Raw genomic sequence first — 23,507 nt, 5'->3', positions numbered from 1 at the left:
TGCGCGGGGCGTCGATAAGCCCGAGGGAATCTGAAGGGAAGGCCGCAGGCCTGGACGAAGATGACGATGGGGCAGTCCGGAGCGAAGGCTCCGGACCGCAATCGTGGCCCCGCGCGCCCCGGGCCGCCACCGTGCCGGACGCCTTAAGAACGAACACCGAGAAAGTAGCAATGGACTTTTCATTCAAGTGCACCACCTGCGACGAGGTACACCACGGCCTGCCGAGCTTCGGCGCCGATGCGCCCGCCACGTATTACGCCGTCCCGCCCGAAGAACGCGACCAGCGCTGCGATCTAGGCAGCGACGATTGCGTGATAGACGAGCAGCACTTCTATGTGCGCGGCTGCATCGAGCTGCCGATCGCAAGTCACCCCGAACCCTTTGTCTGGGGCGTGTGGGTGTCGCTCAGTCTGCAAAGCTACGAGACGTGGGTGCGGATGTCGGACGAGGCAAAGCGTTCGCACACGCCGCCTCTGTTCGGCTGGCTGACGACGCGGCTCGATCCGTATCCCGACACGATCGGGCTGAAGACGCACGTGCATCTTCGAGACGACGGCATCCGGCCATACATCGAGTTGGAGCCGACGAGTCATCCGTTGGCAGTCGAGCAGCGCGAGGGAATCACGACCGGCCGCGTCGCGGAAATCTACGCGCTGCTCGTGCACGGGCAGGGGAGCGCGGCATAGGCGGGCGATTTGTCGGGCGGCGCTGCGCCCGACAAATCGCCCGCCCGCCTGCCTGCGTCAGGCGCTGAACGTCAGCGCATTCGTCAGATCGCCCATCGCCGCTTGCCCACGTGCCGTCATGGCGTCATCGCGCGCCTTCAGGCCATCGAGCATCGGCAGGTCGAACAGCCGCGTGGCAAGGCGCAGGATGGATCCCGTGTCGTAGATGGTGTGGTCCACCGTGCCCTTCTTGGCGAAGGGCGATGCGATCACTGCGGGGATGCGCGTGCCCGGGCCCCAGCGGTCGCCTTGCGGCGGTGCCACGTGATCCCACCAGCCGCCGTTCTCGTCCACGGTGATCACGACCACCATGTTTTCCCACTGCTTGCTCTTTCTCAGGCTGTCCACGATGTGTGCGATGTGGCGGTCGCCCGAGTCGACATCCGCATAGCCTGCGTGCATGTTCAGGTTGCCCTGCGGCTTGTAAAAGGTCAGCGGCGGCAGCGTGCCGGCTTCGGCGTCCGCCAGGAACCGGTTGGTGGCATTGAGGTCGCCCAGACCGCCGTCGCGGATGTGCGCCGTGCGCGCGGCGGTGCCCGGCGCCGTGCTCTTGAAGTAATTGAAGGGCTGGTGGTGCGCCTGGAAGTTGGGCGACGACGGAAAGCCTGTGCTGGCCGTCGAATCCACCGCGGCTTTCCAGCCGCCCGCATACCAGGCCCAGTCCAGGCCCTTCGCGGTCATGAGGTCGCCGATGTTGGCATGCGACTGCGGCACCATGGTCTGCGGGCTCGTGGGGTCTGCCAGCGTCGAATCGGTGGCATCGCGGCTGAACGAGGGCCAGTAGGGCGGGGCCATGGTGTTGACGCCGTAGCCGTCGGGCGTCAGCGCGCTTGCGCCGAACTGCGGGATGCCGGTCAGCGCGCTTGCGGGCGTGGCGGGCTTGGGCACAAGGCGCGGATCGGTGGGATCCGAGCTTTCCAGTTGTGCGATCTGGGTCTTGGCCACGGAATCCGCGGCGCCGGGATAGAAGGGCGGACGCGCCGCGACCAGGTACTGGTGGTTCAAGAACGAGCCGCCGAACGCGCCCTGGAAGAAGTTGTCGCACAGCACGAACTCCTGCGCCAGCTTCCACAGCCGCAGGTTGTACGCCGAATCGCTGTAGTGGCCCATGACGAGCGCGCCGGAATCGGCCCACGCGACGAACTTGTCATTCTTGCCGCCGTTGATCTGCATCTGATTCTGGTAGAACACGTGCCAGAGGTCGCGCGTCACCACGCCTTGCGGCAAGGGCTCGCCTAGCGGTCCCTGCAACGCGAACGGCGCGTTGGACAAGTTGTTCATGTAGGCCGCAGCCTGATCCACCTGGTAGGTGATGTGGTTGGCCTGCTGCGACGTAGGCACCATCCCGTTCCACACAGGCGGCAGCACCGGCAGCGGCGTGCCGTCGCGATCGAGCTGCTTGTAGTCGGCCGGCGTCAGCGCGGACAGCGGCTTTTCCACGCCGGGGAAGTTGGCGAACAGATTATTGAAGCTGCGGTTCTCGGCAAAGATCACCACCAGCGTCTTGACGTTGTCGCGTAGCTGCGTGGTCAGGTCGGGCGCAGGGGCGGGGGTGGGTTCTGGCGCAGGGGCGGGCGCCGCGGGGCTGTCATCGTCGTCGTCGTTGGAGCAGCCGGACAGTGCGCCCATGGCGGCCGCGCTGGCGCCCAATGCGGCGATGCCGGTCAGAAAGCCGCGACGGGTGGCGCGTGCGGGCGTTGCGCTGGGGGCGTCCTGCGAAGGTTCTCCAGTGCTTTTGTCTTTGTCGGACATGAGTGGTCTCTTGAGCTTGCGGATGACGTGGCGCACTGTCATTGCGTCACGAAAATCGCCGGATGACAGCCGGCATCGTTAACGGCCGCTAGGCTAAAGAGACAAAGTTCTATCGGTGTGACCATCCGCTGTCGGGAAGCTGTACGCTGCCATCTGCCTGCCTCCCAACTTGCGCATCTTGCGAAACAACGCTATTATTCAAGGCTTGCTTTTTCAAGCGCCCGTAGCTCAGCTGGATAGAGTACCTGGCTACGAACCAGGGGGTCGTAGGTTCAAATCCTGCCGGGCGCACCAAGTTTTTTGTTGTAGTTCGCGTAATGCGCGGATTGGCAGAAAAGAAACGAAAAAGCAGCCGTAGTGAAGCGAAGTTTGCGGTAGGAAGTTTGCACTTGGAAGTTCTCCGCAAAAAGTTCTGCTCCACTACAAACATGGCACGATTATTCTGATATAATTTTGCCTCTTTGCCGGAGCGCCCGTAGCTCAGCTGGATAGAGTACCTGGCTACGAACCAGGGGGTCGTAGGTTCGAATCCTGCCGGGCGCACCAAACATCACGGTTTAAACACCGCGATGCAAAAAGCGGCAAAGAAAATGGAAAGGCCTTTGATCTTGAATCAAAGGCCTTTTTGTTTTGTGCATCGCGGGTTTTGCACTTCACCCGGTTGCACATCACTTCAGTGTGCGGCTTCTTCCTTCTCTTTCGATTGCGGCTTGTCGTCCGCCTCGTCGAAGCCCCAATCTCCGAATAGATACCAATCGTCGCCGAGCGATTCCGCCGGGTGCATGGTGCGGCCCGAGCCGTTGCCACAGGCCATGGAATCGGTGGAGCAATATCGATCGCAGCCCCAGCAAATGCGTTCAGGGTGTTTGGGATGCAGGGGAAACTTCTTGGCCATGCTGTCTGCCTGATGTGTTCTTGTTGAACTCAGCGTACTGCGCACGGGCCGTGCGTTTCATTGACATCGCGCAAACGCAGGGACGCGGCCTGTGCGAAGACCCGTTTTAATTGGGGTCGATTTGCATGGCACGATTCTTTCGTGTTATAAACACGCCTCTTTCGGGGCGCCCGTAGCTCAGCTGGATAGAGTACCTGGCTACGAACCAGGGGGTCGTAGGTTCGAATCCTGCCGGGCGCACCAACTTATTCGAGATCATGCTGCACAGCATGGTTTCTGCCAGAAAGACGCAGCAATGCGCACGCGAAAAGCGGCTTGATGAATTCATCAAGCCGCTTTTTTTTATCCGTTTTTTCACCACACCCGATACACCCGCCCGGTCTGCGCGCCTTCCACGCTGCGGCTGTAGGCCAGCGCGACACGGCTGGCGGGGGCGGCTTCGAAGCCCTGGAAGTACGGACCATAGTTGTCCAGCGATTCTTGCAAAACGGTGGGGCTGACCGCGTTGATGCGGATGCCTTGCAGCTCCACGGCCGCGCCGCGCACGAAACCGTCGATGGCGCTGTTCACGGCGGCCGCGTTGGCGCCAAAGCGGATGGGCTCATCGCTCAGGATCCCGCTGGTCAGCGTGATCGAGCCACCTGTGTTGACGTAATGCTGGCCGATGAGCGCCAAGTCGACCTGGCCCAGCAGCTTGTCATGCAACCCAATCTTGAACTGATCCGCCGTCATGTCGGCGATCGGGCCAAAGTGCAGGCTGCCGGTGGCCGAGACGATGGCGTCGACCTTGCCCACGCGTTCGAACAGGCCGCGGATGCTGTCGCTGCGGGTTACGTCGACCTGGTATTGGCCGCGCGTCTTGCCCACCGCGATGATGTCGTGCCGCTGGCCGAGTTCGCGGGCGATCGCGCTTCCGAGGGTGCCACTGGCGCCGATAAGGATGATCTTCATGGGGTTCTCCGTGGATTGTTGAAATGGGCGCGCCGGCACGGACGCCAACGCATGGACGCATTCTGCGCGCCGCATTTCTTCCGAAAAATCCTAGAATTGTTGGATCAGTCAACACTCGGAGTGCGTAATCCATGGATCGCCTGCTCAGCATGGAAGTTTTTGTGGCGGTGGTCGAGCTGGGCAGCCTGTCTGCCGCCGCGGCGCATCGGGATATGTCGCCGGCCATGGCCGCCAAACACGTCAAGGGCCTTGAGGAGCGGCTGGGATTGCGGCTCATGAACCGCACGACGCGGCGCCAGAGCCTGACCGAGGCGGGGCAGGCGTACTTCGCGCGCTGCAAGACGATCCTGGCCGACATCCGCGACGCGGAGCAGGGGGCCGAGGCGCTGCGTTCCGCGCCGCGCGGCCATCTGCGCATCACCTCGTCCGTGTCGTTCGGTTCATTCGCGCTGGCGCCGGCAATCGCCGAATACCTGTCGATCTATCCGGACGTCAGTGTGGAGCTGTCGCTGAGCGACATGGTCGAAGACGTGGTGGCGTCGCGTTTCGATGTGGCGCTGCGCATTGGCGAACCCGCGGACTCCGGCCTGGTGGCGCGCCGCATCGGGCTCTATCAGATGATCATCTGCGCGGCCCCGGCGTATCTGGCGCGCTACGGCACGCCGGCCGTGCCCGGCGATCTGGCGCGGCATCAGTGTCTGGATTTTTCGCATTGGAGCCGGCGCACCGGCTGGCGGCTGGGCACGGACGAAGGCGGGGAGATGGGGTATCCGACGGGGCGTTTCGTGTCGAACAACGGGCAGGCGCTGAGGCAGGCCGCGCTGGCAGGCTTTGGCATTGTGTTGCAGCCTGAGCTGCTGCTGGCCGACGACGTGCGCGCCGGCCGCCTGGTGCCCATCCTGCAGCCTTACTGGCCGGTGGCGCGGCCCATTACGCTCTTGTACGCGAAGGACCGCCAGGCTCCGCCCAAACTCACGACATTCGTGGATTTCGTGGTGACGCGCTTTGGGCGGTAGCGGCGGGTAGGAGTGGCGGGCGGCAGGGGCGGCTGTCAGGTGCGGCGTCTGTCCACGGCAGTCAGCGACGTGCCGCTCTTGAGCAACTGGTAGGTCTGTCCGCCCAGCCACGCGACTTTTTCGCCGGAACTGGTGCGGCAGACGCAGTGTGTCTTCGGGTCGAAGCGCGGTGTGCCCAGCGCGGAATACGCGCCGGGATCGGAAACGAATCGTTCGATGCGATACAACGTGCCATCCGGCGAAGTGGCGAGCACGTCGGTCAATCGTCTTGCGGTGCCGAGCATATTCAATACCTCCATGCGCGGGCCGTCAGGTGTCGGCGCCAAAGTCGTTTGAACACTTCATGGCGCGGGCGCGGGGCAATGCCTCGCGCGCAGCGCTAATGAAACTGTCCGCCTAACAATGAATCATCGAGTTGTTCCGGCGATACGCCCAGGGCCTCGGACACGCGGTCAAGAATGACCTGCCGGGGCCGCGGGCGCGGCCGTTCCAATTCAATATAGATGGAGTGATCTACGCCAAGGCGGGCAGCCATATCAGCAGTGCTGATATTCAGATGCTCGCGCCAGGCGCGTATCAGGCTCCAATCGTTGCCGGTTTTTAGATTGACTACAGCGGGCGGCAGGCGCGCGTGGGCCCCTGCAAACTTTTTGCGTGAGGGGCTCGGCGCGGATGCCGGCTTTTCATCGCTCGGGGCGGAGACGCTGTGACGCGACTCGCCTCGAGGTGTGGTGTGCGCCGTGACGGCGAGAAAGACGGCGCCGCCATTCAACTGGCGGTATTCGTCGTTGCCCACCCAGCACAGCGTTTCGCCGTTGTCGAGCTTGCATTCGCAATCCAGATGGGTGTTGCTGGGCATGCCTTCGAGAAGGGCGATGGTTTCCGTGGTCGTGGCGTGTCGCACCACACGGTGCAAGATACCGTCTGGCGAACGTACGAAGACGTCAGGAAGTCTCCAGGAAAACGGAATGGTCATCTCCACAAACGAAGCCCATTACACCACTGTCTAGCGCGGTTGTAATGGTGAATTTGGGGGGTTGCCCGCAAGTGTCGCGCGCGTGTCATTGCAGAGTGTTTCGGTTATCCCTGATTCTCACCAAACCTCGCGGCGGAAAGCAATTTCGGCATCACTTCGGCTGCGGCGCCGCGCAGATTGTGATGGGCCAGCGCATCCAGCGGCGTGGCGGCCGGGTTGACCTGCGCGACCGTGGCGCCGCCTGCGATGGCCAACTGCGGCAGTTCGGCGGCGGGGTACACCAGCGACGAAGTGCCGATGCTGAGCAGCAGGTCGCATTCCCGCACGGCGTCCGTCGCGTCGCGCCAGGCTTGTGCCGGCAGGCTTTCGCCAAACCACACGACGCCCGGCCGCACCGGCGCGCCGCATGCCGTACACGCAGGCGGCGTGATGCGCCGGCCGCCATCCGGTTCTTGCGGCGTTTCGGCGGCAAAGGTCTGCGGCGCGCCGCAGCGCGAACAGCGCGGCGCATGCAGGCTGCCGTGCAGATGCGTGACGGCGCGGCTGCCCGCGCGCTCGTGCAGATCGTCCACGTTCTGCGTGATGACGGTCAGCGCCGGGACGAGGCGCGCGAGGGTGGCGATGGCGTGGTGCGCGGCATTGGGCGCGGCGCGCAAGACCTGCGCGCGCCGCCATTCGTACCAGCCCCAGACGACGTCGGGATGTTCCCGGAAGGCTTCGGGCGTGGCCAGCGCCTGCGCGTCAAAGCGCGACCAGAGCCCGGTCAAGGCATCGCGGAACGTGGCGATGCCGCTTTCCGCGGACACCCCCGCGCCCGTGAAGACGACGACGCGGCGCGCGTCGCGCAGCGCCTGCGCCAGCGCGGGCGGAATATCGTGATGCGTGTTTTTCATTTCCAACCTTGTAGACAGTCCGATACGCTGCACGCGCCGGCAAGGACCTGTCAAGCGCGGTTGCGTGGGGTTGGTCCGTGCGGGAATCGGCGGGCGCGTGCGTTGCCGTCCTGAATCGTGGATACTCTTTTTTCATTCTGGGATTTGATCCCGCCTGGAGACCTGCAATGCCTGAATCGAACAACGGCCTGGAACGGCTGCGCCGTTTTATCGCCACCGCCACACGGCTGGCCGCGCCGCAGGCGCTGGACCAGACGCCCGAACTTGAGGCGGCGTTCGCGGACCTGGTGCGCCACGACGATTGGCTGCCCGAAGCCTGTACCGCCCCGCATCCGCAGTTCTATCAACAGTTCCTGCTGCATTGCGATCCGCTGGAGCGTTTCTCGCTGGTGAGCTTTGTCTGGGGACCCGGCCAGTCCACGCCCGTGCACGATCACGAGGTCTGGGGCTATGTGGGCATGCTGCGCGGCTCGGAGATCAATCAGCGGTTTGTGCGCGACGCTGACGGGCGTTTGGCGCCCGCAGGCGAGGCCACGACCCTGCGGCCCGGCGATGTGGAACGCCTGTCGCCGGCCGAGGGCGATATCCATCAGGTGTCCAACGCCTATCCCGACCGGGTCTCGATCAGCGTGCATCTGTATGGCGGCAATATCGGCGCGGTGTCGCGCCATGTTTACGACCCGGACACCGGTGTGGCCAAGCCGTTCGTGTCGGGCTATTCGTCGCCCAGCATGCCCAATCTGTGGGATCGGTCTGCCGCCGTCCGCGCCACGCTGGTCTAGGAAGGGCACTGCGGCAATTCCGCTGTTCCCGCGCCGCGTCTCGTGCTATGTTCCCGTCCTAAATATTAGGAAAAACTACGAATGGACAAGACGCTGCTCAAAGGACTCATGGTGCTGGAAGCGGTGACCGATGTGGACAATCCGCCTCGCACCATCGATGCGCTGGCGGCGCGCGTGGGCCTGACCCGCAGCAATACGCATCGCACCTTGCAGACGCTGATCCACGCCGGCTATGTCATCAAGGACGACGACGGAGGCGGTTACCGCGGCGCCGTGCGCCTGTTCGAACTGGCGGCGCGGCAGTTGGCGCAACTGGACGTGCGCAAGCTGGCCGCGCCCTACATGCGCACGCTGGCGGACCAGACCGGCGAGACCGTGCATCTGTCGGTGCTGGACGGCTTTGATGTGGTCTACGTGGACAAGATCGACAGCCCGCAGCCCATTCGCGCGTATTCCATGGTGGGCGGCCGCGCGCCCGCCTACGCGGTGGCAACCGGCAAGGCGCTTCTGGCCTATCAGGCCGAAGGCTACGTCGAACGTTACGCCGAGCAGATGGTGCGGCACACGCCGTCCACCATCGTGTCCATGCCGCTCTTGAAAGACGAACTGCGCAAGATCGCGCGTGCCGGCTACGCGGTCAATCGGGGCGAATGGCGGGAAGGGGTGGGCGGGCTGGCCGTGACCGTGTTCAACAGTCTGGACCAGCCCGTCGCGGCGGTCGGTATCTCGGGACCGCTGGACCGCCTGAGCGCAGCTAGGATGAAGCAGCTTGCGCCGGATGTGGCGGCCTGTGCGCAGTCCATCTCTCAGGGGATGGGATATCGCCGGGGATTCCTGGATCAATAGCGGGCGCGGCGCGCAGCGTGGCCGCGATCCGCTCGGCCTGATCGCGCGCCAGCCGGGCGTTCACGTCCATGGACGTGGTCCAGAAGTACGTGCCCCCTGCCAGGCTGCCCAGCACCGAGACGCCCGCCACGATCTGGCCGCCGGCGTTTGTCAGGCAGCCGGTGTCGTAGTCCAGCGCCAGTCCCCCATGCGAATCGGCTTGCGCGTGACCGTCGCGCAGCAGCTGGGACACGAGCGGATCGTCCGTGCGCTGCGCATCCACCGAGAAGCTCGTGGCGTTGATGAGATGCTGGCTCAGATGTTCGATCTGGCCGTCCGCCGTGCGCAATCGCGTGCGGAACAGGCCGGTAGCCGAATCGTGATCGCAGCCGGCAAAGCCGGCGGCAACGCGGAGCTGGTTCGCGCCGAACAAGGACTGCAATTTCAAGGCGTTGCGCATCGGGAAGGTGGCACGTCGCGCCATCCAGATTGATCGCCATTGCGACTGGAAGCGGCGCCGTTCGGCGCCCGGCAACAGATGCCAGATCTGGTCGACCGCCGCATTGGTGGCGGCTGCCACCGCCTGCCATGGACGCGGCGCCGCGGACGACCGGCGGATTTCATCGTCCAGTGCGGCTCGGGCGTCGCCTTCCATGCCAAGCACATCGTCGTCGTCCAGCGAACCTTGCAGCGCCCGCACCTCTTCCTGCAGCGCCTGCCAGATGATGTCCAGCGTCAGCGCGCCGCCGTGCCGGGCCGCCAGCCGAAGGGCGCCGTCGCGGCTCAGGTGCTGCAGCGTGCTGGGCGCGCGGTTGTGCGGGCTGCGCACCGACGGCAGCCGCCCGTTACGCGAGACGCACAGGATAGGCCCGCGGTGTCCGGCCTGCTGCAACGCGGCCACGGCGTCCACGGCGCTCAAGCTGGTGCCGACGATGCACACGGAGGCATCGGGCGCGATGGTGTGCGTCAGCGACGACACCGGATACGGGCTGTTGAAGTAACCCGCCGCGCCCTCCAGCGCGGGGAATGCCTGCGAAGGCAGGTTGCCGTTGCACAGCACGACGTGGCGCGCGGCGAGCGGCGCGCCGGGATCGGGCTGGACAAGCACGCGGCCGTCGGGCTGCGGCGTCACGCGATGTACGCGGCTGGGCACGTGTGCGAGCGTCACGCCCAGCGATTCGGCAAGCAGGCGGCAGCGCGCGTAGACCGCGCGCAGGTAGGCGCCGAACAGCGGGCGCGGCAGGAAGTCGGCGGGGTCGATCGTGGTGACGCCGAAGCCTTGGAGCCAGTTGGCATCCTGTTCGCGCAGCCAGTCGACAAAGTCCAGCCGATGGTCGGCGCGCGCGGACATGTTGCCCGCCGGAATGTTGAGCAGGTTGCTGCGCAGGTCGTCCTGGTACGCATCGCCAGGACCGGGGGCGGCCTGCGGCTCGAAGAGATGGATCGTTGGCGGGCGCACGCCGGGCGCGGCCTGCAGCGCCAGCAGGAACTGATAGAGGAAGCTGACGCCAACCGAGCCGCCGCCCGCGATGGCCAGGTCGGTTGCGGCCGGCGGGGCCGAAGCGGGGGCGCGCGTCATTTGGCCGCCGACAGGCGCACCACGTCGGCCCAGCGCGCGACTTCCTGCTTGAGCATCCGGCTGGTGTCGGCCGGCGAGGTGGCAATAGCGTCGGCGCCGAGTTTCAGGGCCGCTTGCTGCACGGATTCCATCGCCGCCGCCTTTTGCATGCCGCCCGACAGTTTGTCCACGACCGCGGGCGGCGTGCCCGCCGGCGCGAGCAGCGCGTACGTGGTGGCGACCGAATAATCCTTCACCCCCTGTTCCGCCAGCGTCGGCAGGTCGGGCAGCGCGGTGGCGCGCTTGGCCGTCGTGACGCCCAGCAGGCGGATCTTGCCGGTGGCGACCTGCGGCAGCAGCGCGGGCAGCGTTTCGATGACCATGTCGATCTGACCGCCCAGAAGATCCGTGATTGCCGGGCCGCTGCCGCGATACGGCACGTGCATGAGCCGCGTGCCGGTGACTGCCTGGAAGAGTTCGCCCGCCATGTGCTGCGAGGTGCCGGGTCCGGCCGACCCGAAGGTGATGGACCCCGGCTTGCTCTTGGCCAGCGCGATCAGCTCCTGCACGTTCTTGGCCGGGATCTTGCTGCTGTTCACCGCGACCGCCATCGGCATGCTGGTGGCCATGGACACGCCGACAAACGCGGTGCCGAAGTCGTAGCCCGGCTTGTCGGGCATGGCGGCGTGGATGGCATGGCTGCCCACCGCGCCCATCAGCAGCGTGTAGCCGTCGCCCGGGGACTTGGCGACGAATTCGGCGCCGATCTCGCCGCCCGCGCCGGCCTTGTTTTCAACGACCACGCTCTGGCCCAGGAAATCTCCCAGATGCTGCGCATAGATGCGTGCGGCGGCATCGGTCGCGCCGCCCGGCGGAAACGGCACCACCATGCGAACGGGTTTGGTCGGCCAGTTGTCGGCCGATGCGGGGTTGGCCGACAACGCCAGCACCGTGCTGGCCAGGGCAATACGCCACGACAGTCTCATGCAAGTCTCCTCGGTGGATGGGCCAGCATGCGACGGAGGCGATTCGCGATTGCGGGGCGCCGGAGCCGCTGCAGTCCTCTTTGTGAAATCCTAAATATTAGGATTGACGTTTCAATAAATGGTTTACGTAGAATTCCACACGGTGCTATGCTGGTCAACAATTAACCGCGACACCTAGGGATTGCACTAGGTGTGGCCCTGAAAGCGAACGGTTTTCACTGCGGCGGGTCTGGATGATGCCATCGTTGAAGGCCGCGTTTTATACTGTTTTTCGCATCCCAAATATTGAATTTTCATAACGAGAGGTCAGACATGACACCCAGTTCGTCGCTTGCCGGCATCACGGTGCTGGAGATTTGCAACGTTGCGGCGGGACCCTTTTGCGGCATGTTGTTGGCGGACATGGGCGCGGATGTGATCAAGGTGGAGAACCCGGAGGGCGGCGATACGCTGCGCAGCTGGCCGCCCATCTCGGACGGCTACAGCGAGAACTTCGCCTCGCTCAATCGCAACAAGCGGTCGGTGACGTTGAACCTGAAGGATCCTGGCGATCTGATCCTGGCGCGGGAGCTCGCGCTACGCGCCGACGTGCTCATCGAGAACAACCGGCCGGGCGTCATGGAACGGCTGGGCCTGGGCTACACGCAGTTGCGCGAGGCCAATCCCCGGCTGGTGTATTGCTCGATCTCCGCCTACGGCCAGTCCGGGCCGCGCGCGCAGGAGGGCGGCTTTGACCTGACCATTCAGGCGATGAGCGGCATCATGAGCGTCACGGGCGAGCCCGGCGGCGAACCGGTCAAATGCGGCGTGCCGCTGGCGGACTTTTCCGCGGGGCTGTATGGCGCGTTCGCCATCGCATCGGCGCTGCGCGCGGCTCAGGCAAGCGGGCAGGGCACGCATATCGACGTGCCGATGCTGGGCGCCACGCTGGGCATCGCCGCCTTGCAGACGTCCGAGTTCTTCGGCAGCGGCAAGGATCCGGTCAAGCTCGGGTCGGCCCATCCGCGCAATGCGCCGTATCAGGCGTTTCGCTGCAAGAACGGCTATTTCGGCATGGCCGCGGGCAATCAGGCGCTGTGGAAGGCCGTGTGCGCGACGGTCGGGCGCGAAGACCTGCTGGCCGATCCCCGCTTTACCGACACCAGCGCCCGCGCCCGCAATCAGACCGATCTGCGCGACATCCTGGAAGCAATCTTCGCCGAGCACGAGGCGCAGGATTGGCTGGCGCGGTTCCGCGCGGCCGGCGTGCCGTGCGCGCCGATCAACACCTACTCCGAAGTGCTGGCCGATCCGCAGGTCGAGCACATGGGCTGGGTGCAGGCGCTGGAGCTGCCCAATGGCGTGCAAACGCGCACGTTTGGTTTGCCCATTCGGTTCGATGGCGAGACCACGGCGCTGCGCCGCCGCCCGCCTGCGCTGGGCGAGCATAACGACGAGGTGCTGGGACCGCTGCGCGACGCCGGCAAGGGAGGCAAGCAATGAGCGTTCTGCGTATCGACCGGCAAGGGCCGCGCCACGTGCTGACGCTGGCGCGTCCCGAAAAAATGAATGCGCTGTCGGCCGACCTGGTCGATGCGCTGATCGCCGCGCTGGACGAGGCCGAGGGCGAACGTGCCCAGGTCATCGTGCTGCAAGGCGAGGGCAAGAACTTCAGCGCGGGCTTTGACTTTGGCGACTGGCAGACGCAGAGCGAAGGCGATCTGCTGCTGCGCTTCGTGCGGATCGAGACCCTGCTGCAGCGGCTGGCGGCATCGCCGTGCCTGACGGTGGCGCTGGCGCACGGGCGAAATTTCGGCGCGGGCGTGGACGTGTTCGGCGCCTGCAAATGGCGCATCAGCACGCCGGACGCCACGTTCCGCATGCCCGGTCTGAAGTTTGGGCTGGTGCTGGGCACGCGGCGTTTTGCGGCGCTGGTGGGTGCGGAGCGTGCGCGCACGATTCTTGAACAGGCCGCCACCTTCAACGCCGAAGACGCATTGCGCGATGGATTCGCCAGCCGGCTGGCAACACAGCAGGAGTGGCCGCAGATCGGCGAAGCGGCGCTGGAGACGGCGAGTGCGCTGACCGATGCCAGCCGCACGCAGCTCTACGCGGCCTTGTCGCAGGAGACGCCGGACACGGATATGGCGCGGCTGGTGCGCTCGGCTGCGGCGCCCGGCCTGAAGGACCGCGTGGCGGCATATCTGCAGGCGCGCTAGGCGCGTCCCATCGAGCAGGAGGAAGACAATGGCTTCAGGATTCAACCAAAAGAACAAGCAGTGCAGCTTGCAGGAACTGGCGGCGCTGGTGCCGAACGGGGCGTCGATCGCGCTGGGCGGCAGCTTTCTGCATCGCGGACCGTTCGCCTTCGTGCGCGAACTGATCCGCCAGGAAAAGCGCGATCTGGAACTCATCAAGCAGTCGCCGGGGTACGACGTGGACATCCTGTGCCGTGCGGGCGTGCTGCGCCGCGTGCGCGCGGGCATCGTTGCGATGGAAGGCAATTTCGGGCTGGCGCCCTGGTATCGCCGCGCCGTGGAGCGCCACGAGATCGAACTTGAGGAACACGCGTGCGCCAGCCTGACGGCGGGGCTGCGCGCATCGGCCTTTGGCGTGCCGTTTCAGCCTTGCGGCGGCCTGCATGGCAGCGGCCTGCCCGAATTGAACGGCTGGCAATGCCTGGACGATCCGTACGGCAGCGGCGAGAAGACCTGGGTGGTGCCCGCGATCAAGCCGGACTTCGCCGTGATCCAGGCGTCCGAAGTGGATGCGCTGGGCAACGTGCGCGTGCATGGCACGGCGCACTGGGATCGCATCATGTCGCGCGCCGCGGGCAGCGTGCTGGTCGTGGCCGAAAAGCAGGTGGACAGCGCGGTGTTCGAGGCGCAGCCCGAATCCACGCTGGTGCCGTATTTCATGGTGCAGGCCTTTGCGGTGGTGCCGCAGGGCGCGTGGCCGGGGTCGTGCTGGCCCGATTACGCCATCGACTATCCGGCAGTGGAAACCTACATGGACAAGAACAGCGATCTGCGCGCGCACATGGCGGCGGCGCCCGAATCGCGGGAGGGAAATCATGGCTGAGCAATGGTCGGGCTTTTCGTACATCGTCACCAATCTGGCGCGCTTCATCCGTCCTGACGAAATCACGTTCAGCGGCGTGAACTCCACCATGCCCATGCTGGCGTGCCTGCTTGCCAAGCGCGCCTACGACTGGGACTTTGTGTACATCAACGTGGCGGGCGGTGTGAACCCGCGGCCGTCGCACATCCCGTTGTCCAGTTCGGATCCGGTGCTGGCCGAACACACCGCGTCGATCTTTTCCAACGAAGACTTCTACGACCTGTGCACGCGCGGCCGCATGGACCTGACCTTTTTGGGCGCCGCGCAGATCGACGGCGCGGGCTGCGCCAACAACTCGTGCATCGGCGACTGGCATGAACCCAAGGTCCGGTTGCCCGGCGGGGGCGGGGGCGCGGTGATGCTGCCGACGGCCAAGCGCGCCTGCACCTGGCGCACCGAGCATTCGCGGCGTACGTTCGTGCCCAAGCTGGACTTCATGACGTCGTGGGGCGGCTTTCATGGCGTGGTGACGCCGATTGCGGTGTTCGTCAAACGCGACGGCCGTCTGGCTCTGCAATCCTGGCATCCGGAGTCCAGCCTGTCCGAAGTACGGGAACGCACGGGTTTCGAGTTCGACGCCACCGGCGCCGGTCCGACCGAACCGCCGACCGAGCAGGAAGCCCGCGCCTTGCGTGAGCTGGACGCCGGCGGGCAGTTCGAACGCGACGCCGCCGTCGCGCTGCGCTGATCGCGCACCCACCCATCCAACCGAAGCCCGGTACAGGGGAAATCAGTCATGACGATTGCCGATGCCACGGTCGTGGCGGCGTTTGCGCGCTTGTGGGGCCAGCCGGAATGGGCGGCTCGCACAGCGTTGGTGACCGCCGAGGAAACGGTCAGCTACGCGGATCTGCGCCGCCGCGTGGGACAGGCGGCGGGTGGCCTGCGGGCCGCGGGCGTTGCGCCGGGCGATTACGTCGGCGTGGCGATGGAGCGCTCTTTGGCGCAGGTGCTGGCCATTTTGGGCGTCATGGCGGCGGGCGCGTGTCCGTGCCCGCTGGAGCCGCGGCTGTCGGTGGAGGAAACCGCGCGGCGCGTGGCGGCGGTGGGCTTGAAGTGGATGCTGGCGGATGACGACAACGCCGCCACGGCCCGCGCCTGCGGCCTGCCCGAGGCGCGCGTGCTCGATGCCGCGCAGGTGGCAGCGGGCATTACCGACTGGGCGGGGGCGGACATTGCGCCGCAGGCGCCGGGCTTGCTGCTCTTCACGTCGGGCAGCACCGGCAATCCGAAAGGCGTGCTGCTTTCCCATCAAGGCCTGGTGAACAATGCGCGCGGCGTGCTGGCGCATACGGGCCTCACGCCATCGGATCGCCTGCTGCACGTGATGCCGCTGCATCACACCAACGCACTGAACAACCAGATCTTCACGCCGCTGTTGGCCGGCGCCAGTGTGGCGCTGGCCGGCCGGTTCCGCGCGCAGGACATGCCCGGCCTGCTGGCCGTGTTCAGGCCCACGATCATCACCGGCGTGCCGACGATGTATGCGCGCATGCTGGAACTGACGTTCGATCCGGACAGCCTGGCCGGGCTGCGTTTCGCGCGTTGCGGCTCGGCGCCCATCACCGAGGCCTTGCATCGCCGGATCGAAGCCTTTCTCGGGTGCCCGCTCGTCGTGTCTTATGGGCTGTCAGAGGCCACCTGCACATCCACGATGAATCCACCGGACGCGCGGCGCGTGGGATCGGTGGGCACGGTGCTGCAAGGCCAGGACGTGAGCCTGCGCCTGCCCGATGGCGGCGTGGCGCCGGCCGGCGCCGAAGGCGAAATCTGCATTGCGGGCGACAGCCTGATGCTGGGCTATCTGGGCGTGGACAGCGCGGACGCGGGGGCGCCCGGGCTGCTGCGCACCGGCGATCTGGGCCGCTTCGACGCGCAGGGCTACCTGACCATCACCGGGCGCATCAAGGACGTGATCATCCGGGGCGGCGAGAACATCTCGCCCGCGTTGATCGAAGGCGTGGTGACGGGGATGGCCGGCATCGCCGCCTGCTGCGTGGTGGGGGCGCCGGACGATGACCTGGGCGAGACGCCGGTGATCTTCGTCCAGCGCAACGGCGAATCCGCGCCAGACGCGGCCGCCATACAGGCCGAGGTGCTGGCGCGGCTGGGCAGGATCTATGTGCCGCGCGACGTCTGCTGGACCGACAGGCTGCCCGAGAACGCGGTGGGCAAGGTCGACCGCAAGGCGTTGGCGCGCCAGGCGGCGGCGCGCGAGGCTGTGCAGTAAATGCGAAAGGGGGGCGCGATGCCCCCCTTGCGTGTGAATGGTTCAAGCGTCAGTCATTCGACCTTGCCGATTCGTTGGACGGCCACTTCCAAAGAGGCCGAGTCCTTTTTCCAGTAGTCGTCGAATGCCGGCGCGTCCAGGTACTGCACCGGGCTGCCGGTGCCGGCAATGCGCGCCTGCACCGCCGGGTCGTCCGCGATCTGCTTGACGGCCTGGCGCAGTTTGTCGATGACTGCCGGCGGGGTGCCGGCCAGCGCGAAGACGCCGGACCACTGCACGAAGCTGGCGTCGTAGCCCTTGGATTTCAGCGACGGCACGTCGGGCAGACTGTCCAGCTTGCCCTCGCCCCAATGCGCCAGCGGCCGCACGCGTCCGGCCTGGATCAGTTGCATCACGCTGGACGGGCCGGTAGCCAGCGCATCGACCTGGCCGCCGACCAGGGCCTGCACAGCGGGACCGGCGCCGGTGAACGGCACGTGCATCATCTTGATCCCGGCGGCGTTCTGCAGCATTTCCATCGGCACGTGCATCGTGCCGTAGATGCCGGAACTGCCGTAGCTCAGCTTGCCGCCCTGTTTCTTTGCGGCGTCGATGAATTCGTCCAGCGTCTTGTAAGGGGCGTCCGCGCGCACGACCAGCACGGTGGGATCGGCGGTGATGCGGGCGATCGGCACGAACTGGTCAAGCTGGTAGGCCGGCTTGCGTTCGAGCAGGCGGTCGGCGGCGGGCAGGATGGAGATCGACGATAGGCTCAGCAGCAGCGTGTAGCCGTCAGGTTTGGCGCGGCCCGCCTGGCCGATGCCGATGGCGCCGCCCGCGCCGCCCTTGTTTTCGATGACGATGGGCTGGCCCAGCTTGTCGCCCAGGGCCTGGGCCAGGGGCCGGGCGATGGTGTCGGCGACGCCGCCGGGCGGGAAGGGCACCACCATCGTGACGGGACGCTCGGGGTATCCGGCGGCCATCGCGGACGTGGCGCCCAGGCATAGCAAGGCGGCCGCAGCCGCCCGTCTTGCTACATGCTTGCAGCGCAGGTTCATGTCTCACTCCTTAGGTCTTTTGTGCTGCGCGGCGCCGGTTGCTTGTGACCGGCGCTCGTTTACGCGGGCGTCAGACGAATCGGTTTTCGATGCGTCCAATGCCGTCGATTTCGATCCGGACGACGTCTCCGTGCTTGAGGAACTGCGGCGGATTCAGGCCCTGGCCCACGCCGGCAGGCGTGCCGGTGGCGATGACGTCGCCGGGATACAGGGTGATGCCGCGCGAGCAAGTCTCGATCAGCGTGGGGATGTCGAAGATCAGGTCTTCCGTGTTGCCGTCCTGGCGCAGATCGCCGTTGACCCAGCAGCGCACGCGCGTCTGGCGGCCGTCCAGCTCGTCGGCGGTGACCAGCCACGGACCCATGGGGCAGAAGGTGTCGAACGACTTGCCCAGGTCCCACTGCTGGTGGCGCATCTGCACGTCGCGCGCGGTGACGTCGTTGACGACCGTGTAGGCGATGACGTGGCTCATGGCCTCGGCGCGCGAAATATTGCGGCCGCCCTTGCCGATGACCACGGCCAGTTCGGCTTCGTAGTCGATCTTGTCGGAGATGCCCGTGGGCAGTGTCACGTCGGACCAGGGGCCGACCACGGTCTGCGGCACCTTGGTGAAGACGATGGGCCAGGATTCCGGATTGGCGTCGTTGTCCTTGAACACGGAATCGCGCAGTTCCTTGGCATGGGCGTGGTAGTTGCGGCCCACGCAGAACAGGTTGCGCGGCTGCGCGGGCAGGGGGGCTTCGTGCTCGACCTGATCCCAGCGATAGACCGGACCCGTCTGAGCGGGCAGGGCGCGGCCCTCGGCCAGCCACTGCACCGCCGTCAGCGCGCCGGCGGCCGCAAGTGCCGGCGGGAAGTCCAGCGCGGTGACCGTGCTGCCGTCGTCCGACACCACGCCCACGCGCCGCTCGCCATTGACTCGAAATACCGCGATTTTCATGCTTGCTCCTACGGCGGCCGAGGCCGCCTTTGATGAAATACCAAAAAATACCAATTTGATTGTTCAGAGGCCCAATTGCTGGTGTTGGGCAGAATAAACCAAAATTCTTCTCAGGCGAATCCGTTTTATGGCTGTGGCTGAAGATTTTATTGGACTGATTTGGTATCATCCGCTGCGTATTTCATCCGGGAACACCCATGGACAAAGCCTCCGCCATGCGGGCGGTCATCATCGAAAACCTCCAGTCGGGCGTGTGGGCCGCGGGCCATCGCCTGCCGACGGAACGCGCGTTGAGCGAGCAATTCGGCATCAGCCGGTCAACCGTGCGCCGCACGCTGACGCAGTTGAAGGAAGAAGGCCTGATCTCGCAGCGCGTGGGCAGCGGCACTTACGCCAACCCGCCCTCCGCGCTGGCGCAGACCGAGGCGCTGCTGCGCGGCGAGGTGTTGTCCACCAGTCCGGCCGAACTGATGGCTGCGCGGCTCGTGCTGGAGCCGGCCATTGCGGCGCTGGTCGTGCAGCACGGCACGCCGGCGGATTTCGCCGCCATGCAGAACGCGTGCGTTGAAGCGGAGGCGGCGGGCAGCTTCGAGGCCTTCGAAGTGTGGGACGCCAAGCTGCACGAGCTGATGGCCACGGCCACGCACAATCTCTTCATCGAAAAGGTGTTTGCGCTGATGACCGCGGCGCGCTCGCAGGCGACATGGGGCGCGCTCAAGCGCAAGAGCCTGACGCCCGAGCGGCGTGCGGCGTATCAGGTAGAGCACCGCGAGATCGTCGAAGCGCTGCACGACCGCGACGCGGACCGCGCCATGGCGGCCGTGCGGCGGCATCTGGTGCACGTCAGGGAGAATCTGCTGGGATAGGGGGGGCGGGCTTAATTCACGCCCAGATGCCGTTGCAGCGCATCCAGAAACACCTTGGCCCGCGCCGGCGTGACGCGGTTGTCCGATAGCGCGTAGATGGTGGCCGATGGCAGTTTCCAGTCGGGCAGGATCTGTTCCAGCGCCAGTTCCCGCAGCGTTTGCGACAGCGCCTGATGGCTGGGCATCCAGGCGATTCCCAGCCCGGCGGTGGCCAGCTGCACGCCCAGCGCCGCGCTGTTCGTGCCGATGTGGGTCGGCCCGCGGACATTGAGCAGGCTGTCGCCTTCGCCCAGCGTCCAGTCCGGCAGACCGCCCGTGATGATGCGCTCGTGCAGGCCCAGGTCTTCCGGGCAGGTAGGCCGCCCGAAGCGGTCCAGATAGCTGCGGGCCGCCACAAGAATCCATTGCACCTGGGCCACGTGTTTCTGGATCAGCGCGGAATCATCGAGCTCCCCCGTGCGCAGCATCAGGTCGAAGGGCTGGCCGTTGCGGGCGGTGCCGGCCGAGCCAAGCTCCACTTCGAACGAGATCTGCGGATAGGTCTCGCGCAGTTCCTTCAGCACCGCCGGGAGGATCATGGTCAACCCCGGCATCACCGACACGCGCAGGGTGCCGGCCAGATGGTTCAGGCTGGAATGAATGCTTTCGTGCGCGGACAGGGCGGCTTCGACGTGCACCGCGCATTGGTCGAAATACTGCTGGCCGATCGCCGTCAGGCCGATGCTGCGGGTGGTGCGGTTCAGCAGCTTGTACCCCAGCGTCTGCTCCAGCTGCGTCAGGCGCCGGGACAGTGTGGCCACGGGGAGGCCGAGTTCGGCGGCGGTAGCGGACAGCTTGCCGCGTTTGGCGACTTCCACGAAGTAGTGGATGTCCTGCATCGAAATATCGTTTCTGTTCATGATGGTTTCCGGGCGCGAGCCTTGATTGCCAGGGTATTTTCAGCGTGATGGGGCGTGGCGATTGTTGTCATTGCGGCAACATCGTGGTCCCTGCGCCGGGGCTACTGCCGCGCGGCGCGCCGGCCTACGATTTGGGCGTCGAACAAACCAGCGCCACACCCGATACCCCCATCGGGAAGCGCCCAACCACCCAGGAGTCACCATGAGCCAACGTCTCAACGCCTTTGCCCAGTCGCCCGAACTGTTCAAGAAATTTGTCGAATTCAGCATGCTGGCCAAGGCTGGCGCGATCGAGGAGTCCATCCTGACCCTGGTCGACATCCGCGCCTCGCAGATCAACGGCTGCGCCTTCTGCCTGGACATGCACATCAAGCAGGCCAAGATCGCCGGCGAACGCGAACTGCGCCTGCACCACGTCGCCATCTGGCGCGAATCGAACCAGTTTTCGGCGCGCGAACGTGCGTGCCTGGCCTGGACCGAAGCGCTGACCACGCTGGGCGTGCACGGCGTGCCGACCGAAGTGTATGAGCGCGTGCGCGGTGAACTGTCCGAAAAGGAAATCTCGGACCTCAGCTTTGCCATCATGGCCATCAATGGCTGGAACCGCCTGAACGTGGGCTTCCAGACCGTGCCGGGCTCCGCCGACAAGGCTTACGGGCTGGACAAGGCCCAATTCAACTAAGGAACGATCATGAAAATCCTCGTCATCGGCGGCACGGGCCTGATCGGCTCCAAGCTCGTCAAGCTGCTTACCGAACGCGGCCATGAGGCCATCGCCGCGTCCCCCGCCACGGGCGTGAACACCATCACGGGCGAAGGCCTGGATGCGGCCCTGGCCGGCGTTGACGTGGTGGTCGACGTCGCCAACTCGCCGTCCTTCGAAGACAAGGCCGTGCTGGAGTTCTTCCAGACCTCGGGCCGCAATCTGCTGGCCGCCGAAAAGCGCGCCGGCGTGCGCCATCACGTTGCGCTGTCGGTGGTCGGCACGCGCCGCCTGGCCGAAAGCGGTTACTTCCGCGGCAAGATTGCGCAGGAAGACCTGATCGAGGCGGCCGGCCTGCCGTACACCATCGTCCACAGCACGCAGTTCTTTGAATTCCTGGGCGGCATCGTGCAGTCGGGCACGCAAGGCGATGAAGTGCGCCTGTCGTCCGCCTACGTGCAGCCCATCGCGTCCGACGACGTGGCGCTGGCCATGGCCGACGCGACGCTGGGCGCGCCGGTGAACGGCATCGTGGAAATCGCCGGTCCCGAGAAGGTCAGGCTGTCGGAACTGGCCCAGCGCTACATGGGTAAAATCGGGGACACTCGCACCGTGCAGGCGGACGCCGGCGTGCGCTATTTTGGCGCGCTGCTGGACGACGACACACTGGTGCCGGGATCCGGCCCCCGCCTGGGCAAGATCGACTTCGAAACCTGGTTCAGCCGTTCGGGCACTAAAAAGTAGCGGCGGGCACAAGGACCCTCATGAGCAAACTGCGGCCTCCTTCCCAAAGCCTCCTGGACAAGTACCGGGGCGGCGACTTCCGTCCCCTGTACACCACCAGCGTGACGGTGCGCGGCGGGGAGGCCGCGCACGGCCGCGCCTCTGGCATTGCCATCTCGGACGATGGCGAACTGATCGTGGAACTGCGCCTGCCGGTCGAGTTGGGCGGCACGGGCGGGGGAACCAACCCTGAACAGCTGTTTGCCGCCGGCTACGCGGCGTGTTTTCACGGCGCACTGAGCATGCTGGCCGAGCGGTCCGGCCTTTCCATTCCCGAAGCTTCGGTCACGGCCACGGTTTCGTTCGGACGAGATCCGGTCGATGGCCTGTTCGCGCTGACCGCGGACGTCAACATCCACCTGCCCGGCCTGGACAAGGCCCTGGCCGAGGAACTGGTGCGCAACACCGAACGCCTCTGTCCGTATTCCAAGATGGCGCAGGGCGGCATTGAAAGCGTGGTGGCGCTGACGCAGTAGCGCGTTTTTCTTCAAGCCTGCTTCGCCAGCAGGCTGTCCAATATCTGCAGGTCCATCGCGCGGATGTTTTCGGTCATGTAGTCGATGAACACGCGCATGCGCGCCGGCAGATGCTGGCGGCTGAGAAAACACAGGTAGTGGCCGCGGTCGTCGGGTGAATATTGCGGCAGGCAGGCCACCAGCGTGCCGGCGCGCAGGTGGTCGCAGACCTGGTAAGCGGCCATCTGCGCAATGCCGTGACCATCCAGCACCGACTGCAGCACCAGATCGGCATCGTTGAACGTCAGCATGCCCGGCGGCGCCACCTTGCGCAGCTGGCCGGCCACCTTGAATTCCCATTCGAAAACGCGGCCCGACGCCAGCTTGAAATTCACGCAGGCGTGGTCGGCGATGTCGTCGACGCTGGCGGGCAGGCCGTGCGCGGCGGCATAGGCGGGCGAGGCGCACAGCATCATCTGCATCGGGATGATCTTCTTGGCGATCACCTGGCTGTCTTCCATGCGCCCATTGCGGAAAGACACGTCGACCCGGTCCGTGGTGAAGTCGGTGGGGCCGTCGTCCAGCAGCAGCTCGACCGAGATACCGGGATTGGCCTCACGAAATCCCATGAGCAGCGGGGCAACGATCTTGCGGCCGAAACCCACGGTGGCGCACACCCGAAGCTGGCCTGACGGCGGGCCTTCACGCAGATCGCGCATGTCGTCCAGGGCCTGGATGATGCGCTCGACGCCGGGATGGCATTGTTCGTAAAAACGCTGGCCCTCGGGCGTGAGCGAGGTGCTGCGCGTGGTGCGCACGAACAGGCGGGTGCCAAGCTGGTCTTCGAGCTTCTGGACGCTGCGGCTGACGGCCGAGCGGCCGATGCCGAGCCGGTCGCCCGCCTTGGCAAAGTTGCCCTCGGCGGCAACGGCAATGAAAGCCATGACACCGGCATAGCTGGTGGCAAAGCTGTCGGCCAGGGAGTCCGGCCCGTTCGAAGGGGTATCCGAGGGGATTGGGTAGGGTGTCGACATGGTGGCGGCGCCGCAAGTGGGTTGATCCTACAGCTAAGACGGCGGGCGCCGCAATCTTGTGACATCAAGCCCAAAAGAAAAAGGCCTTCCCCGGGGGGAAGG

The 23,507-nt window shown here is 65.7% G+C and carries 25 protein-coding genes and 3 tRNA genes; 16 read left to right on the top strand and 12 right to left on the bottom strand.

Annotation, left to right across the window (positions count from 1 at the left end):
- Positions 1-170: 170 nt before the first annotated feature.
- Positions 171-686 carry a DUF2199 domain-containing protein gene (locus CLM73_RS19055; protein WP_105239767.1) on the top strand — a complete coding sequence of 172 codons (516 nt, stop codon included), beginning with the start codon at positions 171-173 and terminating at the stop codon, positions 684-686.
- Between the two features lie 57 nt (positions 687-743).
- Here CLM73_RS19055 and acpA read toward each other — a convergent pair whose 3' ends face one another.
- A complete protein-coding gene (gene acpA / locus CLM73_RS19050; protein ID WP_105239766.1) occupies positions 744-2,477 on the bottom strand; it encodes an acid phosphatase in 1,734 nt (577 codons plus the stop codon).
- Positions 2,478-2,694: 217 nt separating this feature from the next.
- On the opposite strand from acpA, the gene CLM73_RS19045 reads away from it, so the two are divergent.
- Positions 2,695-2,771 (top strand) — tRNA-Arg (locus CLM73_RS19045).
- A gap of 175 nt (positions 2,772-2,946) precedes the next feature.
- A tRNA-Arg gene (locus CLM73_RS19040) sits at positions 2,947-3,023 on the top strand.
- Between the two features lie 127 nt (positions 3,024-3,150).
- Here CLM73_RS19040 and CLM73_RS19035 read toward each other — a convergent pair.
- Positions 3,151-3,372: a DUF3079 domain-containing protein gene (locus tag CLM73_RS19035; protein WP_105239765.1), complete on the bottom strand. Its 222-nt coding sequence runs from the start codon at positions 3,370-3,372 to the stop codon at positions 3,151-3,153.
- Between the two features lie 166 nt (positions 3,373-3,538).
- Here CLM73_RS19035 and CLM73_RS19030 point away from each other — a divergent pair.
- Positions 3,539-3,615: transfer RNA gene (locus CLM73_RS19030), tRNA-Arg, on the top strand.
- Between the two features lie 111 nt (positions 3,616-3,726).
- Here the strand turns inward: CLM73_RS19030 and CLM73_RS19025 are convergent.
- The gene (locus CLM73_RS19025) at positions 3,727-4,323 is read right to left on the bottom strand and encodes a short chain dehydrogenase (RefSeq protein WP_105239764.1); all 597 of its coding nucleotides are present in this window, start codon (positions 4,321-4,323) and stop codon (positions 3,727-3,729) included.
- A gap of 131 nt (positions 4,324-4,454) precedes the next feature.
- Here CLM73_RS19025 and CLM73_RS19020 point away from each other — a divergent pair, with 131 nt between their 5' ends.
- On the top strand, positions 4,455-5,339 hold the full coding sequence (locus CLM73_RS19020; protein ID WP_105239763.1) for a LysR family transcriptional regulator: 885 nt from the start codon (positions 4,455-4,457) through the stop codon (positions 5,337-5,339).
- Positions 5,340-5,374: 35 nt separating this feature from the next.
- On the opposite strand, the gene CLM73_RS19015 is transcribed toward CLM73_RS19020, so the two are convergent.
- The 3 genes from CLM73_RS19015 to CLM73_RS19005 all read right to left on the bottom strand — a co-directional run bounded on the left by CLM73_RS19015 (position 5,375) and on the right by CLM73_RS19005 (position 7,208).
- On the bottom strand, positions 5,375-5,623 hold the full coding sequence (locus CLM73_RS19015; protein WP_199778171.1) for a hypothetical protein: 249 nt from the start codon (positions 5,621-5,623) through the stop codon (positions 5,375-5,377).
- A 95-nt stretch (positions 5,624-5,718) separates the two neighbouring features.
- On the bottom strand, positions 5,719-6,321 hold the full coding sequence (locus CLM73_RS19010) for a helix-turn-helix domain-containing protein (RefSeq protein ID WP_199778170.1): 603 nt from the start codon (positions 6,319-6,321) through the stop codon (positions 5,719-5,721).
- 98 nt (positions 6,322-6,419) lie between these two features.
- Positions 6,420-7,208, bottom strand: a complete 789-nt coding sequence (locus tag CLM73_RS19005) for an SIR2 family NAD-dependent protein deacylase (protein ID WP_105239760.1) — start codon at positions 7,206-7,208, stop codon at positions 6,420-6,422.
- Between the two features lie 167 nt (positions 7,209-7,375).
- On the opposite strand from CLM73_RS19005, the gene CLM73_RS19000 reads away from it, so the two are divergent.
- Entirely contained in the window at positions 7,376-7,990 is a 615-nt protein-coding gene (locus CLM73_RS19000; RefSeq protein ID WP_105239759.1) for a cysteine dioxygenase, read from the top strand.
- Positions 7,991-8,071: 81 nt separating this feature from the next.
- Positions 8,072-8,836: an IclR family transcriptional regulator gene (locus tag CLM73_RS18995; protein WP_082578861.1), complete on the top strand. Its 765-nt coding sequence runs from the start codon at positions 8,072-8,074 to the stop codon at positions 8,834-8,836.
- Here CLM73_RS18995 and CLM73_RS18990 read toward each other — a convergent pair.
- Together CLM73_RS18990 and CLM73_RS18985 are read right to left on the bottom strand one after the other, a co-directional pair.
- The gene (locus tag CLM73_RS18990) at positions 8,745-10,394 is read right to left on the bottom strand and encodes an FAD/NAD(P)-binding protein (RefSeq protein WP_105239758.1); all 1,650 of its coding nucleotides are present in this window, start codon (positions 10,392-10,394) and stop codon (positions 8,745-8,747) included. The genes CLM73_RS18995 and CLM73_RS18990 overlap by 92 nt on opposite strands.
- Positions 10,391-11,359: a Bug family tripartite tricarboxylate transporter substrate binding protein gene (locus CLM73_RS18985; protein WP_105239757.1), complete on the bottom strand. Its 969-nt coding sequence runs from the start codon at positions 11,357-11,359 to the stop codon at positions 10,391-10,393. Before CLM73_RS18985 ends, CLM73_RS18990 begins: the two co-directional genes overlap by 4 nt.
- A 312-nt stretch (positions 11,360-11,671) precedes the next feature.
- Between CLM73_RS18985 and CLM73_RS18980 the strand changes: the two genes are divergently transcribed.
- The 5 genes from CLM73_RS18980 to CLM73_RS18960 are packed head-to-tail and all read left to right on the top strand — an operon-like array spanning position 11,672 to position 16,688.
- The gene (locus CLM73_RS18980; RefSeq protein WP_105239756.1) at positions 11,672-12,841 is read left to right on the top strand and encodes a CaiB/BaiF CoA transferase family protein; all 1,170 of its coding nucleotides are present in this window, start codon (positions 11,672-11,674) and stop codon (positions 12,839-12,841) included.
- Positions 12,838-13,557, top strand: a complete 720-nt coding sequence (locus CLM73_RS18975) for an enoyl-CoA hydratase/isomerase family protein (protein ID WP_105239755.1) — start codon at positions 12,838-12,840, stop codon at positions 13,555-13,557. Before CLM73_RS18980 ends, CLM73_RS18975 begins: the two co-directional genes overlap by 4 nt.
- 28 nt (positions 13,558-13,585) lie before the next feature.
- Positions 13,586-14,419, top strand: a complete 834-nt coding sequence (locus CLM73_RS18970) for a CoA transferase subunit A (protein WP_105239754.1) — start codon at positions 13,586-13,588, stop codon at positions 14,417-14,419.
- On the top strand, positions 14,412-15,146 hold the full coding sequence (locus CLM73_RS18965) for a CoA-transferase subunit beta (protein WP_105239753.1): 735 nt from the start codon (positions 14,412-14,414) through the stop codon (positions 15,144-15,146). Before CLM73_RS18970 ends, CLM73_RS18965 begins: the two co-directional genes overlap by 8 nt.
- 48 nt (positions 15,147-15,194) lie before the next feature.
- The gene (locus tag CLM73_RS18960) at positions 15,195-16,688 is read left to right on the top strand and encodes a class I adenylate-forming enzyme family protein (protein WP_105239752.1); all 1,494 of its coding nucleotides are present in this window, start codon (positions 15,195-15,197) and stop codon (positions 16,686-16,688) included.
- A 53-nt stretch (positions 16,689-16,741) separates the two neighbouring features.
- Here the strand turns inward: CLM73_RS18960 and CLM73_RS18955 are convergent, their stop codons facing one another.
- Together CLM73_RS18955 and CLM73_RS18950 are read right to left on the bottom strand one after the other, a co-directional pair.
- Entirely contained in the window at positions 16,742-17,725 is a 984-nt protein-coding gene (locus tag CLM73_RS18955; RefSeq protein WP_105239751.1) for a Bug family tripartite tricarboxylate transporter substrate binding protein, read from the bottom strand.
- Between the two features lie 70 nt (positions 17,726-17,795).
- Positions 17,796-18,665, bottom strand: a complete 870-nt coding sequence (locus tag CLM73_RS18950; protein WP_105239750.1) for a fumarylacetoacetate hydrolase family protein — start codon at positions 18,663-18,665, stop codon at positions 17,796-17,798.
- Between the two features lie 197 nt (positions 18,666-18,862).
- Here CLM73_RS18950 and CLM73_RS18945 point away from each other — a divergent pair, with 197 nt between their 5' ends.
- Positions 18,863-19,531: a FadR/GntR family transcriptional regulator gene (locus tag CLM73_RS18945; RefSeq protein ID WP_105239749.1), complete on the top strand. Its 669-nt coding sequence runs from the start codon at positions 18,863-18,865 to the stop codon at positions 19,529-19,531.
- A gap of 11 nt (positions 19,532-19,542) precedes the next feature.
- Here the strand turns inward: CLM73_RS18945 and CLM73_RS18940 are convergent, their stop codons facing one another.
- The gene (locus tag CLM73_RS18940; protein ID WP_105239748.1) at positions 19,543-20,430 is read right to left on the bottom strand and encodes a LysR family transcriptional regulator; all 888 of its coding nucleotides are present in this window, start codon (positions 20,428-20,430) and stop codon (positions 19,543-19,545) included.
- A gap of 202 nt (positions 20,431-20,632) precedes the next feature.
- Here CLM73_RS18940 and CLM73_RS18935 point away from each other — a divergent pair, with 202 nt between their 5' ends.
- Genes CLM73_RS18935 through CLM73_RS18925 form a run of 3 tightly spaced genes read left to right on the top strand, consistent with a single transcriptional unit; the run spans position 20,633 to position 22,392 of the window.
- The gene (locus CLM73_RS18935; RefSeq protein ID WP_056563450.1) at positions 20,633-21,112 is read left to right on the top strand and encodes a carboxymuconolactone decarboxylase family protein; all 480 of its coding nucleotides are present in this window, start codon (positions 20,633-20,635) and stop codon (positions 21,110-21,112) included.
- A gap of 9 nt (positions 21,113-21,121) precedes the next feature.
- Positions 21,122-21,877 (top strand): SDR family oxidoreductase, encoded by a 756-nt coding sequence (locus CLM73_RS18930; RefSeq protein WP_105239747.1) that lies wholly within the window; start codon positions 21,122-21,124, stop codon positions 21,875-21,877.
- 20 nt (positions 21,878-21,897) lie between these two features.
- Positions 21,898-22,392 (top strand): Ohr family peroxiredoxin, encoded by a 495-nt coding sequence (locus tag CLM73_RS18925; protein ID WP_105239746.1) that lies wholly within the window; start codon positions 21,898-21,900, stop codon positions 22,390-22,392.
- Between the two features lie 11 nt (positions 22,393-22,403).
- Here the strand turns inward: CLM73_RS18925 and CLM73_RS18920 are convergent, their stop codons facing one another.
- Positions 22,404-23,405 carry a LysR family transcriptional regulator gene (locus CLM73_RS18920; protein WP_105239745.1) on the bottom strand — a complete coding sequence of 334 codons (1,002 nt, stop codon included), beginning with the start codon at positions 23,403-23,405 and terminating at the stop codon, positions 22,404-22,406.
- Between the last annotated feature and the right edge of the window lie 102 nt (positions 23,406-23,507).

Source organism: Achromobacter spanius (assembly GCF_002966795.1).
Lineage (GTDB): Bacteria > Pseudomonadota > Gammaproteobacteria > Burkholderiales > Burkholderiaceae_B > Achromobacter > Achromobacter spanius_D.
Note: the sequence above shows the minus strand (reverse complement) of the source record. Positions and strands in the feature narration are given on the sequence as shown.